General features: G+C 71.4%; 14 protein-coding genes and 2 pseudogenes. 5 read left to right on the top strand and 11 right to left on the bottom strand.

Going from position 1 to position 14,323, the window contains the following annotated elements; genetic code table 11:
• Window positions 1-21 precede the first annotated feature (21 nt).
• From ACZ5OX_RS36875 to ACZ5OX_RS36865, 3 genes are all read right to left on the bottom strand, one after another.
• A complete protein-coding gene (locus ACZ5OX_RS36875; RefSeq protein WP_465636295.1) occupies window positions 22-1,464 on the bottom strand; it encodes an MFS transporter in 1,443 nt (480 codons plus the stop codon).
• 61 nt (window positions 1,465-1,525) lie between these two features.
• Window positions 1,526-1,981 carry an SRPBCC family protein gene (locus ACZ5OX_RS36870; RefSeq protein ID WP_449793012.1) on the bottom strand — a complete coding sequence of 152 codons (456 nt, stop codon included), beginning with the start codon at window positions 1,979-1,981 and terminating at the stop codon, window positions 1,526-1,528.
• 81 nt (window positions 1,982-2,062) lie between these two features.
• A complete protein-coding gene (locus tag ACZ5OX_RS36865) occupies window positions 2,063-4,759 on the bottom strand; it encodes an AAA family ATPase (RefSeq protein ID WP_465636293.1) in 2,697 nt (898 codons plus the stop codon).
• A gap of 198 nt (window positions 4,760-4,957) precedes the next feature.
• On the opposite strand from ACZ5OX_RS36865, the gene ACZ5OX_RS36860 reads away from it, so the two are divergent.
• The 3 genes and pseudogenes from ACZ5OX_RS36860 (at window position 4,958) to ACZ5OX_RS36850 (ending at window position 6,486) form a co-directional block, all read left to right on the top strand.
• Window positions 4,958-5,506, top strand: coding sequence for a YciI family protein (locus ACZ5OX_RS36860; RefSeq protein ID WP_465636324.1), 549 nt, complete (start codon window positions 4,958-4,960; stop codon window positions 5,504-5,506).
• 30 nt (window positions 5,507-5,536) lie between these two features.
• Window positions 5,537-5,629 (top strand): annotated as a pseudogene (locus tag ACZ5OX_RS36855) (formylglycine-generating enzyme family protein); the annotation flags it as partial.
• Between the two features lie 56 nt (window positions 5,630-5,685).
• On the top strand, window positions 5,686-6,486 hold the full coding sequence (locus ACZ5OX_RS36850; RefSeq protein WP_465636291.1) for an aminoglycoside phosphotransferase family protein: 801 nt from the start codon (window positions 5,686-5,688) through the stop codon (window positions 6,484-6,486).
• Window positions 6,487-6,615: 129 nt separating this feature from the next.
• Here the strand turns inward: ACZ5OX_RS36850 and ACZ5OX_RS36845 are convergent.
• From ACZ5OX_RS36845 to ACZ5OX_RS36815, 7 genes and pseudogenes are all read right to left on the bottom strand, one after another.
• Window positions 6,616-6,816, bottom strand: a pseudogene (locus ACZ5OX_RS36845) (contact-dependent growth inhibition system immunity protein); the annotation flags it as partial.
• A 108-nt stretch (window positions 6,817-6,924) separates the two neighbouring features.
• Window positions 6,925-7,446, bottom strand: coding sequence for a hypothetical protein (locus ACZ5OX_RS36840; protein WP_465636289.1), 522 nt, complete (start codon window positions 7,444-7,446; stop codon window positions 6,925-6,927).
• 86 nt (window positions 7,447-7,532) lie between these two features.
• A complete protein-coding gene (locus ACZ5OX_RS36835; protein WP_465636288.1) occupies window positions 7,533-8,423 on the bottom strand; it encodes a bile acid:sodium symporter family protein in 891 nt (296 codons plus the stop codon).
• A 17-nt stretch (window positions 8,424-8,440) separates the two neighbouring features.
• Entirely contained in the window at window positions 8,441-9,775 is a 1,335-nt protein-coding gene (locus ACZ5OX_RS36830) for a Dyp-type peroxidase (protein ID WP_465636287.1), read from the bottom strand.
• 20 nt (window positions 9,776-9,795) lie between these two features.
• Window positions 9,796-10,731 (bottom strand): hypothetical protein, encoded by a 936-nt coding sequence (locus ACZ5OX_RS36825; protein WP_465636285.1) that lies wholly within the window; start codon window positions 10,729-10,731, stop codon window positions 9,796-9,798.
• Window positions 10,732-10,822: 91 nt separating this feature from the next.
• Window positions 10,823-11,356 (bottom strand): hypothetical protein, encoded by a 534-nt coding sequence (locus tag ACZ5OX_RS36820; RefSeq protein ID WP_465636284.1) that lies wholly within the window; start codon window positions 11,354-11,356, stop codon window positions 10,823-10,825.
• Window positions 11,357-12,014: 658 nt separating this feature from the next.
• Entirely contained in the window at window positions 12,015-12,278 is a 264-nt protein-coding gene (locus ACZ5OX_RS36815) for a hypothetical protein (protein WP_465636283.1), read from the bottom strand.
• A 128-nt stretch (window positions 12,279-12,406) separates the two neighbouring features.
• On the opposite strand from ACZ5OX_RS36815, the gene ACZ5OX_RS36810 reads away from it, so the two are divergent.
• Window positions 12,407-12,646, top strand: a complete 240-nt coding sequence (locus ACZ5OX_RS36810) for a helix-turn-helix transcriptional regulator (protein ID WP_465636281.1) — start codon at window positions 12,407-12,409, stop codon at window positions 12,644-12,646.
• Between the two features lie 246 nt (window positions 12,647-12,892).
• Here the strand turns inward: ACZ5OX_RS36810 and ACZ5OX_RS36805 are convergent, their stop codons facing one another.
• Window positions 12,893-13,111: a hypothetical protein gene (locus ACZ5OX_RS36805; protein ID WP_465636279.1), complete on the bottom strand. Its 219-nt coding sequence runs from the start codon at window positions 13,109-13,111 to the stop codon at window positions 12,893-12,895.
• Window positions 13,112-13,129: 18 nt separating this feature from the next.
• On the opposite strand from ACZ5OX_RS36805, the gene ACZ5OX_RS36800 reads away from it, so the two are divergent.
• Complete coding sequence (locus ACZ5OX_RS36800; protein WP_465636277.1) at window positions 13,130-14,212, top strand: C40 family peptidase; 1,083 nt, start codon at window positions 13,130-13,132, stop codon at window positions 14,210-14,212.
• The last annotated feature ends 111 nt before the right edge of the window (window positions 14,213-14,323 follow it).

Raw genomic sequence — 14,323 nt, 5'->3', positions numbered from 1 at the left:
ACGGGAAGGTGTGTCAGGTGGTCAGGGTCGGCCGGGAAAGGCGGGTTCCGGGGCGGGTGTGTGGTGCGGCCGGTCGGCGGTGGGTGTGCGGCGCACCAGCAGGGCAGCGAGCAGGGCGGTGCCGGCCAGGACGGCTGAGCCCAGGGCGAAGGCGGTGCGGTAGCCGGAGGTCAGCGCCTCCAGCGGCGGCTGGTGGCCGCTGGCGCGGGAGGTGACGGATCCGGCGAGGGTCGCCAGGACGGCGAGCCCGACAGCGCCGCCGACCTGCCGGGTGGTGTTGGCCAGGCCACCCGCCAGGCCCGCGTCCGATCCGTCGACGCCTGCCACGGACAGGCTGGTGAGCTGGACGAAGGCGACGCTCAGGCCGAGGCCGACCAGGACGCTGGGGCCGAGCACGTCGGTGAGGAAGGTGCCGTCCGCGCCGATGCGGGACAGCCACAGCATCCCGGCCGCCTCGGTCAGCAGCGCGGCAACGAGCGTGGCGCGGCCGCCGGTCCGGCGGGCGAGGGCGGGGGCGAGGGCTGCGCCGAGCATGTTCGCGATGGCGAGGGGGAGTTGGCCCAGGCCGGTGTTCAGCGGGTCCTCGCCGAGGACCTGCTGCTGGTAGAGCGGCAGGAAGAAGAACAACGCGATCCACACCGAGCCGAACAGGCCCGTCAGCAGGTTGCCGACCGTCACGTCGCGGGCGGCGAACAGCCGCGGCGGCACCAGGGGGGAGGCGCTGGTGCGCTCGACCCGCCAGAACACCACGGTGAGCACGGCGGCGGCGCCGAACGCGGCCAGCACCCAGGTGTCCGTCCAGCCCGAGCGGCGGGCCGTGGTCAGGCCCCACACCAGGGCGGTCAGGGCGAGGACGCTCGCGGCGGTCCCCGCCCAGTCGAACCTGGCCCGTTCCGCCCGGCCCGCAGCGGGGACGCATGCGGCCGTCGCCGCCAGCACCCCGAAGCTGCCGATCGCCACCGTACGGAAGATCCACGGCCAGCCCCACGTCTGGGTCAGCAGCCCGCCGAGCACCACCCCCGCCGCACCGCCCGCCCCCGACACCGCGCCCCAGACCGCCAGTGCTCGGCCGCGGGCCGGGCCCGGCGGATACAGGCCCACCGCGAGGGCGAGGGCCGCCGGGGCGACGGCCGCCGCACCCGCACCCTGGACGGCCCGCGCGGCGATCAGGACACCGGGCGAGGTTGCCAGCGCGGCAATGGCGGAGGCGACCCCGAAGGCCCCCAACCCGGCCAGCAGGACGCGGCGCCGTCCCAGAAGGTCGGCGGCCCGCCCGCCGACCAGCAGCAGCGCCCCGAACGCCAGGCCGTAGGCGTTGACCACCCAGGTGGTGGCGGAATCGGAGAGGCCGACGCCGTCCCGGATCTGCGGAAGGGCGACGTTCACGATCGAGGTGGCGAGCATGACGGTGAACTGGGCGGTGGCCAGCACCGCGAGGACGGTGCCACGGGACGCACTGGGCATGGGAACTCCAGGAACGGGGCTGGGGGAGCGGGCCGGTGGGAGCGGAACGGCGCGGCGGGCGTCAGCGCGCGGCGCGCTCGGCGGCGGACTTCAGGTGCAGCAGCCACTGCGCGAGGGACCGGTCCAGGGCCCGGGTGACGACAGCGGCGTCGGCCTGTACGGGCGCACCGTCCCAGGACTCCTCCGTGACGACGAGGGTCGCCCTGGCCGAAGGGGTGAACGTCCACTGGTGGACGGCGGTGATGCCCTGAGAGAGGCCGCCCCACAGAATCGACCGGGGCGCGTCCACCGCGTACACGGTGGAGGTGATGTCCACGCCGCCGGTGCGCCAGTGGAACACCGCGCCCGGCGTCAGCGGGGTCAGGGCGCGGGCTTCGGCGATGTCCGGCTGCCAGGTTGGCCAGCCGGGCACGTACGTCAGCAGCGCCCAGACGGCCGGGGCCGGGGCCCGGATCGGCAGCTCACGGCGGGCGAGAACCGGGGCGGCCCGGTCGATGCCCGAGGGCGTGTTCTTCATGTCCCCGAGTCTGGCCGGGCCGACCCGGTGCCCTCATCGGTGAAAGTCGCCTAGGCGGCTGCCTAAGTGAGCAGGCCCGGCTTAGGCGTTCCGGCCGAGCGCGGCGGCAAGCTGGCGGCGCGAGGTGACGTCGAGCTTGCGAAACACGCTGCGCAGGTGGGCGTCGATGGTGCGCGGGCTCAGGAACAGACGGTCGGCGACCTCTCGGGAAGTCGCGCCGGTCGCCACCAGGCGGGCGATGTTCAGCTCCTGACCGGTCAGCAGCTCCACCGCTCCGAGCACGGCCGGCCGGGCCTGCTCGCCGGCGGCGGCCAGTTCCACCCGGGCCCGCTCGGCGAAGCCCTCCGCGCCCATCGCGGTGAACAGCCCGTGAGCGGCGCGCAGCGCCTCCCGGGCTTGCCCGCGGCGGCCGTCGCGGCGCAGCCATGCACCCTGGTGCAGCAGGGCGCGGCCGTGCCACACCCGCAGGCCGGCGGCGTCCAGCCGGGCCACCGCCTCGGCGTGGAGTTCCTCCGGGGCGTCCGACAGCAGGGCGGCGAGGGCGGCGCGCACGCCCAGCGCCCAGTCGGTGCCCGCCGCCGACGCGTGCCGCGACAGCTGCGCGAACGCCTCTCGGGCGGTGTCCTGCTCGCCGCATCGAACGGCCGCCTCGACGAGCTCGGGCAGGGCGAGGCTGGACATTCCCAGCTCGCCGTCGGCGACGGCCGACCGGGCCGAGGCCAGAGCTGCGCGGTGGTCGGCGGTGCCGTTGGCGTGCAGCGCCGCCGCCGCGTGGACGGTCGCCGTCAGCATGCCCTTGCGCCGGGCGTGCGACTCGGCCAGCACCCGGTCGAACAGCGGCCGCGCCTGCGCGTCCGCCCCACGCACTGCAGCCGCGAACAGTCGGCCGTACCAGTGCGGCGGGACACCGGTCACTTCGGCTATGCCGTCGGCCTCGCTGTTCAGCGCCGCCGCCCCGAGCAGGTCTCCGCGCTGGGCCGCGGCCATCGCCTGCATCCACAGGCCCACCGGGAGGACCATCAGCGTTCCGCCGGCGCGCGCGGCGTCCACCGCCCGACCGGCGAGCCGGTCTTCCAGAGCGACGTCCCACAGTTCGACGGCGAGCAGGGCGGCCAGCGACAGCCGGCCGGCCCACAGCGGGTCGGCCACCTCCGACAGCAGTCCGTGCAGCACCGGCACCGCCGTAAGGTCGCCGTCGAGGTAGCGAACGAGCGCGTCCAGCAGCTCGTCCGCAGTCGAGCGTTCACCCGCTGCGGCGGGCGCCCGCCGGGCCGCCGCCAAGGCGTCCCGCGCCGCGGGCGAGGACCGGCCGACCACCAGGCCCGCCTGGAGTGCGTCCAGCAGGTGGATCCTGGCCCGGCCGGGATCAAGGTCGGCCGCTGCCACCAGGTGGCCGACCGCATCCGCCGCGCCGTCACCGAAGAACGCCGCGCGACCGCGCAAGAGGTGGGCCTGCACCCGCCCGGCGGTGTCGATCGGGCTGCCCTCGGCGGCCTCGACCAGCGTCAGCGCGCTCTCGAACGCACCGGCCTCCAGCGCGGCCCGCGCGGCGGCGAGACTGCGTTCAGCCCGCAGCCGCGGATCGGCCGTCAGGGCCGCGGCCTGCTCCAGGAACGCCGCCTCGGCAGCGGCCCCGCCCCGGCGCCGCGCCCGCTCCGCGCAGCGCAGCAGATCGACCGCCGCCTCCTCGTCCGGCCGGGACAGGGACTGCGCGCGGTGCCACGCACGCCGGTCGGGCGCCGTCAGCGGATCAGTGGCCTGCGCGAGCGCCCCGTGGACGCGGCGGCGCTCCGCAGGGGAGGCCGCCGTGTACACCGCCGAGCGCACCAGAGGATGCCGGAACCGGGCCTGCCCGCCCAGCTCGATCAGTTCGCTCGCCTCGGCCTCCGGCCCGGCCTGCGGCCCCACACCCAGCAGATCGGACGCCTGCCACAGCAGCCCGGGGTGGCCCAGGGGTTCGGCGGCCGCCACCAGCAGCAGGGTCCGGGCCTCCTCGGAGAGCCGGGAGATTCGCTGCTGGTAGTTCTGCTCGATCCGGTTGGCCGGGGAGACCGGCGTCGGCAATCCGAAGCCGCCCGCCAGCGCGGCGGGACCGAGTCGGCGCGGCAGCTCCAGCAGCGCCAGCGGATTGCCCCGCGCCTCGGCGAGGATCCGCTCCCGCACCTGATCGTCCAGGGGACCGAGCAGACCGGAGGCCAGCAGTCGTCGCGCCACCTGGTCGGACAGCCGGGGCAGCGTCAGCGTCGGCAATCCTTCGAGTTCCGCGACGACGTGCGGGTCGCGCACCCCGAACACGAACGCCACCGACTCGTCCGCCACCCGCCGGGCCACGAACGCCAGCACCTGCGCCGACGCCCGATCCAGCCACTGCGCGTCGTCCACCACGCACACCACGGGCTGCTCCCCAGCAGCATCCGACAGCAGCCCCAACAGGGCCAGGCCGACGGCGAAACGGCTCGGCGTGTCACCCTCGCCCAATCCCAGCGCCACCGCCAGCGCGTCCCGCTGTGCGGTGGGCAAGTGCTCGATCCGCTCGTGCAGCGGGCGGGTCAGTTGGTGCACGGCGGCGTACGCGAAGTCCGCTTCGAACTCGGCCCCGTTGACCCACATCAGCCTTACGTCTGTCAGGCCATCGGTGGCGTGGCGTAGCAGCGCCGTCTTGCCGATTCCCGCCTCACCGCGTACGACCGCCGCCCCGCCCCGCCCGGCTCGTACACCGGCCAACAGGTCGACGAGAGCAGCGCGCTCAGCAGGCGGTATGTACTCAGAGGCAGTCACAGGGGCCACCCCGGAATCATGCCACGCCTCTTGACCTCGGCAATTTCCCACTCTTGCCCGGCGGCTGCGATCGCTCCTCGCTCTCGGCGCACCTCGTGATAGCAGCGAAGATCGGTCAGCGGCTCGCCTCGGTTACTGAGCAACCATCGCAATGAAAACCGCTCGATCTGGTGACCTGCTTGAAGAGACCCTATGGACATGGAGTTCCTCTGCTACCACCGCGACCGGCCCGACTCCGTCGCCCTGCGCTACGAACTGCGGGAAGAACACTGGTCCTACATGGACCAGTACGCGAAGGAGATGATCGCCCGGGGCCCGACCCTCGACGACGGTGGCACACCCACCGGGAGCGTGCACATCGTCGACCTGCCAGATCCCGCCGCCGCCCGCGCGTTCGCCTTCGACGAGCCCGGCTACCAGGCCGGCGTCTACCGGGACGTGTTGCTACGACGGTGGCACAACGTGCTGGGGCGCACGATGTGGGACTTCCCCGGCGGCCGAACCGGCGGCAACCGCTACCTGGTGCTCGGCCTCGGCTCGGGGCAGCCCGCCGACCTCGCCGTGCCACCCGACCGGGACGAACTGATCACCTACGGGCCGCTGCTGTCCGACGACGGCGCCGCCTGGCTGGGCACGGCAGGGTTGGTCCGGTCGCCGGACCCGGAGACGGCACGCGCCATCCTGACCCCGGACCGGTACGCCGACATCGAGGTGCACAACTGGCAGTTCGGCGGGCGGCCGTCATAGCCCAAGGACGTCCAGTCGGCGTTACCGCCGCACTGGAGTTGCCGGACCTCCGCGCGCCGCAGCCACCCGACTTTCCACGTCGACGACGTGGGATTCCGCGTCGCGCGCTCCGTCGTGCGTTGATCCACGTCGTGTGCAGGCCGCCCCGCGCGGGGTCGATCTGGCGATAGCGTGACTTCATGACGGCTGAAGATGAGGCGCTGGTCGGCGGGATGGTGAACGCGGCGGCGGTCTTCCGCCGGGGGGAGTTGGTGGAGCGACCGGCACCGCGCAACGCGCGCACCCTGCATGCCTATCTCCTTGCGCTGAAGGAGCACGGCTTCGACGCGGCGCCGGCCCCTGTCGGTCTCACAGCGGATGGCCGTGAGCAGCTGACCTTCATCCCTGGCGACGTGGCTCTGCCGCCGTTCCCGGACTGGGCGACAAGGAGTTCTGCCCTCGAATCGGTGGGGAGCCTGCTGCGGCGTCTGCATGAGACCAGCGCGGCCGTCGCGGTCGACACCCGTGCCGAGTGGCCCCGGGACCTGGCCGACCCGGAGGGGGGAACGATGCTGTGCCACAACGATGTGTGCCCGGAGAACGTCGTCTTCCGCGACGGTCGTGCCGCAGCCCTGATCGATTTCGACTTGGCGGCCCCGGGCCGGGCCCTCTGGGACATCGCCATGACCGCCCGTTATTGGGTGCCCATGCTTGATCCCGAGTCCGCGGCCGCTCTCTATCCCTCCGGGCTGGATGCGGCCGCACGGCTGCGGATCCTTGCCGACGGCTACGGCCTCTCGGCCGGGGGCCGCGCCGAGTTGCCTGGCGTCATCGAGCAGGCCACGGAGGTCTGCCGGGCCTTCGTCGCCCGCCGCGTAGCCGGCGGAGACCCTGTCTATCTCCAGGCGTTGGCCGAGCGTGGTGGATGGGCGCGCTGGGACCGCGTGCAGACCTGGCTGGTGGACCACCGCAAGACGTTCACGGCTGCCCTGCTGTACTGACCGGCCCGGACGTCCGAGGACAAACCCACCGGGTGTTTCTTGGTGCCGCGTTCGTCCTCGGTGGCCTGGAACCGGTAGGAGTCGGTTCCGGTCTGGATCAGCGTGAGGCAACGCTGGGAGCACGTCCGGCGCTGCGACCTCCACCGCCAACGGCAGGAGATAGGCGAGGCCCACGCTGTGCCTGATCAGCAGCCGCATGTCCTCGACCGGCAGGTCGCCGATCGGCTTGCGCCGAAGCTCGCGCACGGTCGCCATCAGCCGGGTTTCGCCGCCCGACGGCGCCGACCAGCGGTCGCGCTCGAGCTCCTCCGGAGAGCGGTCACGGTTCACGAGTCGAGTCACCGACCGATCGCCCCATGTCAGATACCAACCGCGGTCTGACCTGCTGATTTCCGTCTCCCGGTCGACGGTCACGTAATTCCGTGACGCGGAACCGGCTCAGGCGGGGACGTGCGTGACCGCCGACACTTCGTTTCGTGTCGACTGGGTGGTGTGGTGGTGGATGATCGCGGTGTGAGTACGTGGTGGGAGACGCGCCGTACGGCCAGGTTGGCGGAGGTGGCGTACGCGCTGGAGTTCTTCGGTGCCGAGCCGGTGGAGGACCCCGGTGTCGGTGAACTCGCCGCCGTGGCCGAGGTCTTGGCGGGGGAGTACCGCGCCAGCGACCGTGGCTGCGCGATACACCGTGCCGGCGATCTGTTGGACCGGGCCGCCACCGCCCTCCACGCCGCCGACCGCCTGCGCGGCACCCTCCTCCCGGTGGCCAACCACCACGAGGCGAAGGCGTGGGACCGCATGCACCAGCGTCTGCAGAGACGTGGGCCCTGGATTGACCACGAAGGTGAAATCCCCATCACCCACGGCACGTTGGTCCGCCTCAAGGTCGATCACCTGCCCGGCGAGCGCGAAGCGAAGCCGCTGTGGCCATGGTCCTCGGCCACCGGCATCGCTGCCGTCCACCTGGACCGGATCTGGCGCACCTTCCTCCGCAGATTCGACCTTGACACACCTTCCGCCTGCTCAAGCGCACCCTCGGCTCTGCTGCTTCACCCTGAGCTCCTGCCAGGGGCGGCGTCTGGGGCCTTCCTGTGCCTGCTGAGCCAAGTGGCGATGAGGAGGGCTGCCGCGAGGCCGCTGAGGAGGATCGCGGCGAGTGCGCCCAGAACATCGGGCTGGTCGGCGAAGGCGAGACCGATGGCGGCCAGGGCGGGGCCGGCGTTGCGCACCGAGGCGACGCCTCCCATGGTGGTGCGGCGCATCATCGGGCCGGTGGCCAGCAGGGTCCCCACGGCGAAGGCGAAGACGGCGAGCAGGAAGCCGGCGAGCAGGGCGAGTGAGCCGAAGAGGTCGGCGACGTCATGCCAGCTGCCGAGCAGCATGCCCGCCAGCACCACCAGGAACGTGATGTTGGAGACGGCGGCTGCCGTGGGGTGCCATGCCTGTGCGGTGGGTCCGGCGTAGCGGCGCAGGAGCAGGCCGACGGCGAACGGGACGAGTTGCAGCAGCGCCACCGTCCGCACCAGCGCGCCGACGTCGAGGGAGACCTTGGTGCCAATGTCGGCGGCGGTGAGGATGGCGCTCGCGGTGGGGGCAAAGGTGAGGCTGCCGAGGGAGGCCAGCAGCACCTGCATCGCCGCGCCCGCGACGACGTCCCCCTGCTGCACCGTCGCCAGCTTCGCCCCGAAGGGACCGCCCGGGGACGAGGCGATCAGGACGAGGGCGATGAAGGCGGCCGAGGGAAGACCGAACAGTGCACCGATGCCCCAGCCGAGCAGCGGGATGACCACCATGTTGGCGATCAGCGCCAGCAACAGCAGTGGAACGTCGGCGAAGACACCGCGCAGTGCCGGGACGGTGGCTCGCAGGCCGGCGGCGAACATGGTGGCCGCGATGAAGATGACGGTGACCGCGTTGAGGACGAGATGCAGAGTGTCCATGGCGCCTGTCCGTCCGGTCAGTCGTGGAGGTCCCCGAGCCAGCGCAGGGCGCTCAGGCTCGGCAGGAAGCAGTACTCGCCCCCGCGGGTGACGACGAACCGGGGCAGCGGGGCCAGGCGGCGCCGCACCGGCCGCCGGGGGATGGTGTAGCCGGTCTCCCCTTCCGCGGCGCCGACGACGGGGTCTTTCGTGTTGCCGGCCCCGAAGAAGACGCCGTCGTTCATCCACTGCGACTGGACGAACTCGAACTGCCGGTCCAGGTGGGCGCCGATGAACGCGAACATCAGACCGCGGTCCGCTCCGTCGTCCTCCAGCGCCCCCTCGGGCAGTGGCGGTCCGTAGACGGCGCCGCGCCGGATCATGCGGTGCAGCCGTACCTCCCCGGCCACTGAGGCGTCGCGCGGGTTGGCCCGGCGGATGTGGCAGCTGCCGGGTGTGGTGAATCCCGCCGGGTCGTCCTGCTCGTACAGGAAGGTGTTGCGACGGTGGGGGTCGGCGCCGAGGGTGGGGTCGTCGTGCTGCGGGGCGAGCGCCAGAGGGGCTCCGCTGCGCCAGCGGCCCATGATCTTCGCGGCGATCAGCTCCTCGTCCTCGGGGCCGGTGGAGTTGTCCCTCAGGTAGCGTCTGAACGCGGCGACGTCCTGGTGGAGTTTACGGAAGACCGCATAGCTGCCGTTGCGCCCGAGCACGGCCGGCTGAGGCGTCTGGACACCGCCGAGCTCATCGGGGTAGCCGAGGACGAACTCGCCGCTCTTCAGAGGTGCTTCCAGTGTGTTGGACCCTGGGATGCCGCTGCCTTCGATGGCCGGATGGCTGACGCCGTCGAGGTAGCCGAAGTGTTCCTTCTCGGTGGGCAGTGCGTAGCAGTCCTGCCTCCAGATGGCCGTCACGCCGGGCAGGAGCTCGTAGGTGTGACGGGCGCGGTCGAGGGCCGCCTCGAGGCGAGGGGGGTCGGGTGCGATCGCCGTGATCACCACATGGACGTCGCGCGTACCGAGCGGTGCCTCCCAGCGCTGTGGGCTGCTGGCGCCCTCGTCGCGCAGTGCCCGTGCGCGGGCCGCCATGCCCTGCCGGAACTCCCATGCGAACGACTCCAGCGAGGAGCGCGGCACCCCGAGGGTCTCCAGGCCCCAGTAGGTGACGGCGACACTGACCCAGGTGTCCCCCAGGGGGCTGGAGGTGTCGGCGGCGGAGGTCGCCGCCGCGCTCGCCCGCCGCATCAGCTCCCGGCCATGGGCGCGGCCGTCGATGCGGAAGGCCAGGTACGTCGCCGCGTACGGGGTGGGGCGTGGGCTGAGGACCCCGCGCTGGATGTCGTCGAGTTCGAGTGTGACGTGGGTGGGTGTGCTCACGTCGGCCTCCCTGCGCATCGCTACGTAACGAGGTTGCGCCAGAAGTTCCGAAGGCTGTCGTCGGCGCCGAAGAGCGTGCTGAAGATCGTGGAGTCGGCCAGCAGAACGTCTGCCGCGCGGTCGCCGCCGGGGGGCATCCACAGGAACATGTTGAACTCGGTGTTCCCGTCGTCGGTGAACGGATGGGGTCGTGAGGTGTCGATCGGCTGCCGGGCCAGCACGTGGATGGCGTTGGGATCATCACTGGTCACTGCGTAGTGCGGCAGGTGCGGGTGGAGGTTGAAGTTCGTGACCCCGTTCAGCCATCCCTTCTCGTCCAGGTCCGGGACGGTCGACAAAGGGGCGATCCGGTTGTCCTCACCGGTGGCGGGACGCAGCCCGTACCGGTTGATGACCGGCACGCCTAGGCCCTTCATTAGATCTCGGACGGAGGTGGCGAACCGCTGCTGGCGCGGCACCAGGGGATCGCCGTGGTGGCGGTACTCCACCTCCCGCACGGACAGGTCGTCCGACGCGCCGACGTCGTGGTGGGGGCCCAGGACCAGGCGGGCGTTGTCCCGGGCGAGGAAGGCCTGCAGCGCCTCGATCTCCCCCGGCTCGGCTTCCTGTCCGGTGATCATGTGATCCAGCCCGAAGACGAACAGGACGTCCGCGTCGTCGAGCACCCGCTCATCGAGCGGGGTGTGGAATCCGGCCTGGTCGATGCGCTGGTAGACCGGGACGGGATGCCCGGTGACCTCCTCGACGAAGTCCTGGAACGGCACCCAGGCCCAGAAGAACAGCTCCAGCGACCCCGCGATGCCCTGCTGGAACCGATAGGGGTCCGACCACTTCGGGTCCTCGTAGGCCGGCCACGCCACCCGGCGAACCTCCGTCAGGGTGGAGAACCGGTTGTCCAGCTCGGCCGTGTTCCGGCCCGCCTCGGCCGGATAGCTCCACGACACGTAGACGCTCACACGCCGCCCCGCAGGCGTGTACTTCCTTGGAACGTGCCGCTGGTTGTAGACCCGCGCTGTTCTGGTCTCGTTCATCGCCCAGCTCCCAGCCTCACTGCATCTGGTCGAGCATCTCCGACAGAGCGTTCTTGATCCGCAACGCCTTCTTGATCTCGTCCGCCGTCACGTACGGATACTCTCCGTACTCGATGAAGCTCGGGCAGTGGTGCTCACGGACGAACCTGACGAACGCCTCCGGGTTGGTCCGCCAGTCCTCCGGAAACCCCTCCAGATGCTCGAACGCCGTGCTCACACCCGCCTTTGAGAACAGCGCGACGGCGTCCTCGGTGTACTTGTCGAAGTCGGTGTCGAAGATCCCCTGGTACATGAAGCGGGTGTCGTCGTCGAAGAGGACCCAGCGCAGGTAGTGGAGCTTCAGCGGTGCGAGGAGGTACGGATCCTGTTCCAGCGCTTCCGCCAGCGCGGAGCCGTACTGGCGCATCGCGTCGGCGTGGCCGGGCTTGACGGGCGCGATGATGGTGAACCCGTAGCACGCCGGAGTCCTGGGGAAAACGGGCCCGTACTTCCCCTGTTCGAGATGATCCGTCTCCTTGGGGAGGACGACAGCCTGAGGCTTGATCTCCATGTCCGCTCCTCCAGCCAATCAACGGGCTGGGACGATCCCATCTTCCCTCCCCACCACTGGGCGCGCCTGCCGAGCAGGAGAAGCGCACGTGGATCCGCTCCCCGCCATCCCCGGGCCGTGATGTCAGCGGGGCGCGATGCGGTAGTCGCGTTCGACGGTGCAGCCACCTTCGCCCGAACCCCCGGCCGATGGGTCACTCACCGCGTTCGAAGTCATCAGGTCGTGGGAGCCCGGGGCTCCCGCTGTCGTTGCGGACGTCCCCACCGATGATCGAGAGCGCACCTCGGCGCCGGGCGGCTGAAAACCCAGCCTTCAGTAGGACAGCCCGTACCGCCCTGACCGCGATGGCCGATGCGATCCGCAACGGACGGGTCGAGAACGTCGCCTCGGAGGTCAAGATCTTCAGTGATCACAGCGACCGGCTGCAAACCAAGTTGGTCATCGCGGCGCGGCACGACGACACGGCTCACCCCATCGACGTCGAGGAGGCGGTGGGGGAGTCCGCGACCCGGTGCTGCTGCGGCGCGTGCCCTGTGACGGTCGGTGGTTCGGTAGTGGGTCTTGCTGGCGAGCTGGGGATTCCCGCGGTCTGGACGAGAGCCATGTATGTACCTGGGGGGGGACCCGGGGTGGCTGGTGCCCGGTTGGCCCGGGGGATTCATCGGGTGTGGTGGCGGGTCCAGGTGGTGAGGAGATCACCGGCCAGGGGTGTGAGGCGGGGGAGGCCGAGCGCGCTGGCGGTGTGGTCGAGGAAGGCGTGGGCCGCGATCCACGACGACGCCCAGGTCCCCGCGAAGCGCCGGCTGTACTTCACCGCGACCCCGCGGATCGCGGACGACCGGCGCGCAAAGGACGGCCTGGCCGACCTCGCCGACCTTGCCGACGTCGACGGCGCGGAGAAGTTGCCCGTGCTCTGCTCCATGGACTCGGTTCCTGACCGACGGTCTGCTGGACGCACAACGCCATTCCCACAGCGACGCTCTGACGGACAGTGGCTCGGCCGCCCTGCTGCCCGCCTTACGCCGGGCCAAGGCGTTCTGCGAGGAACACGTGCACGAGCCGGTCTCGGTGGCGGACATCGCCCTCGCCGAGCGAACCAGCCTACGGAGCCTCGGAGAGGGCTTCCGCGTACACCTGAACACCACGCCCCTGGCGTACCTGCGCCAGCTCCGGCTCGACCACGCCCACCGCGACCTCCTCGCCATCGTGGACGGCCGGGCCGACGGCACGGTGACCGACCTGGCCTGCCGCTGGGGCTTCCCCCACCTGGGCCGCTTCAGCGCGGTGTAGCGCCAGACCTTCGGACAGTCGCCGTCCGAGACGCTGCGCCGAAGCTGCTGAGCGAGCGAGGGACCGGTTGGCCGGGTGGGTACGTGAGTACGCGCCCTCACCGCTCGGCTATCCACAAACGTGCAGTCCCTGGCGATCCAAAGGCGGATAGCCGTGTGATCAAGGTTGGGGGAGGCTCGTCCTGAATGCGGCCGGATGTAGTTCACCGGCCGTCTGCGCCAGCGCTCCTGAGTCTGGGCCGAGCGTTCAGACCATCCCGGAAAGGACATGACTGTTCGAGTTGAGCGTGCCCCAGTCGGCTTTCGGGTTCGCCGCAACTCGCGGGAGGTCGCCCGGACACCCGCCAACCGGGCTGACATGCCCCAACTTGTCGGTGCTGACCACCGTTCGGACGGTCTGGATCTGTCCGTCGAGCATGCCGAGCGCCAGGGGTGAAGCGCCCTGTCCTCCCTGGCGAATCATCATGAATCTGGAGAGCCTTCTGTGAGTACCCTCCTGCCCACCCGGCGTCGCCTCTCACTGGGCCTGGCCCTGGCAGCCGTGCTGACGGGCCTTGGCGCGTACACCGCCTCGGCCGCGTCCGCCGCGACCGTGCCGGCCCCGATACCCCTCACCTCCCCGGCCTGCCCGGCCAACCTGCAGCTGGGTGAGGCCGACGGCTGCGTCACCCAGCTCCAACTGGAGCTCAACCGGACCGGCGCAACCCTCACCGTGGACGGCCGGTTCGGATCGGCCACCGACACGGCCGTGCGCACCTTCCAGGCCTCGCACTCCTTGACCGTCGACGGCATCGTGGGCCCGGCCACCAAGTCGTCGCTCGACGCGGCGGCGGCCGCCGCCTCCGGTACCGTGGACCTGCGCACCCAGTGCGGCGACCTGCAGACCGGCGCCACCGGCGCGTGCGCCAGCACCCTGCAGACGATGCTCAACACCTTCAACGCGGGCCGCCTCACCGTCGACGGGCAGTTCGGCCCCGCCACCGACACCGCCGTACGCAACTTCGAGGCCGCCCACGCCCTGACCATCGACGGCATCGTCGGCACGGCCGTCAAGAACGCCCTCTACACCAGCACCCCCACCCCGCTGCCCAGCGGCCCCGTCTCCCCCACCAAGGTCCTGAACGCCGCGAAGTCCTACCTCGGCGTCCCGTACGTGTGGGGCGGCGGCCACTCCCTGCACGGTGAGGGCCCCGGCCCCTCGCTGGGCACGTGCGACCAATACACCGGTCCCCAGCCCTGCAAGGCCAACACCACCGCCGGCCTGGACTGTTCCGGCCTGGTGCGTGCGGCCTTCTGGTTCGGCGCCGGCATCGACCTCGCCAATGGCGGCGACACCACCGAGCAGACCCTGGACAGCCGCCTCACCCCGATACCCGAGTCCCAGCGCCAACCCGGCGACGTCGAGTACTTCGGCACGGGCGCCCACAACACCGTGCACGTCGTCCTTTACGCCGGCACCGACCCTGCCACCGGCACGGACATGATGTACGAGGCGAAGGAGACGAACACCAACGTCCACTACGTGACCCTTCGCACCGGCGGCTACTGGTACCGCGTCTCGGCCTGACCGCCCGGGTGGGGGGGGGGGGGGGGGGGGGGGGGGGGGGGGGGGGGGGGGGGAGGGCGGGAGAGAACAGAGAACGGCAGGACAACGCACCTCCCCCCCCGAGATCGTCGT

It is taken from the genome of Kitasatospora sp. NPDC032121 (assembly GCF_055580145.1).
Note: the sequence above shows the minus strand (reverse complement) of the source record. Positions and strands in the feature narration are given on the sequence as shown.

What these genes read in the sequence shown, in the direction of transcription:
- ACZ5OX_RS36860 (WP_465636324.1), top strand. Translation starts at nt 4,958, where the DNA reads ATGGAGTTCCTCTGCTACCACCGCGACCGGCCCGACTCCGTCGCCCTG.
- ACZ5OX_RS36875 (WP_465636295.1), bottom strand. Translation starts at nt 1,464, where the DNA reads ATGCCCAGTGCGTCCCGTGGCACCGTCCTCGCGGTGCTGGCCACCGCC.
- ACZ5OX_RS36820 (WP_465636284.1), bottom strand. Translation starts at nt 11,356, where the DNA reads ATGGAGATCAAGCCTCAGGCTGTCGTCCTCCCCAAGGAGACGGATCAT.
- ACZ5OX_RS36805 (WP_465636279.1), bottom strand. Translation starts at nt 13,111, where the DNA reads ATGATGATTCGCCAGGGAGGACAGGGCGCTTCACCCCTGGCGCTCGGC.
- ACZ5OX_RS36815 (WP_465636283.1), bottom strand. Translation starts at nt 12,278, where the DNA reads ATGGAGCAGAGCACGGGCAACTTCTCCGCGCCGTCGACGTCGGCAAGG.
- ACZ5OX_RS36850 (WP_465636291.1), top strand. Translation starts at nt 5,686, where the DNA reads ATGACGGCTGAAGATGAGGCGCTGGTCGGCGGGATGGTGAACGCGGCG.
- ACZ5OX_RS36870 (WP_449793012.1), bottom strand. Translation starts at nt 1,981, where the DNA reads ATGAAGAACACGCCCTCGGGCATCGACCGGGCCGCCCCGGTTCTCGCC.
- ACZ5OX_RS36835 (WP_465636288.1), bottom strand. Translation starts at nt 8,423, where the DNA reads ATGGACACTCTGCATCTCGTCCTCAACGCGGTCACCGTCATCTTCATC.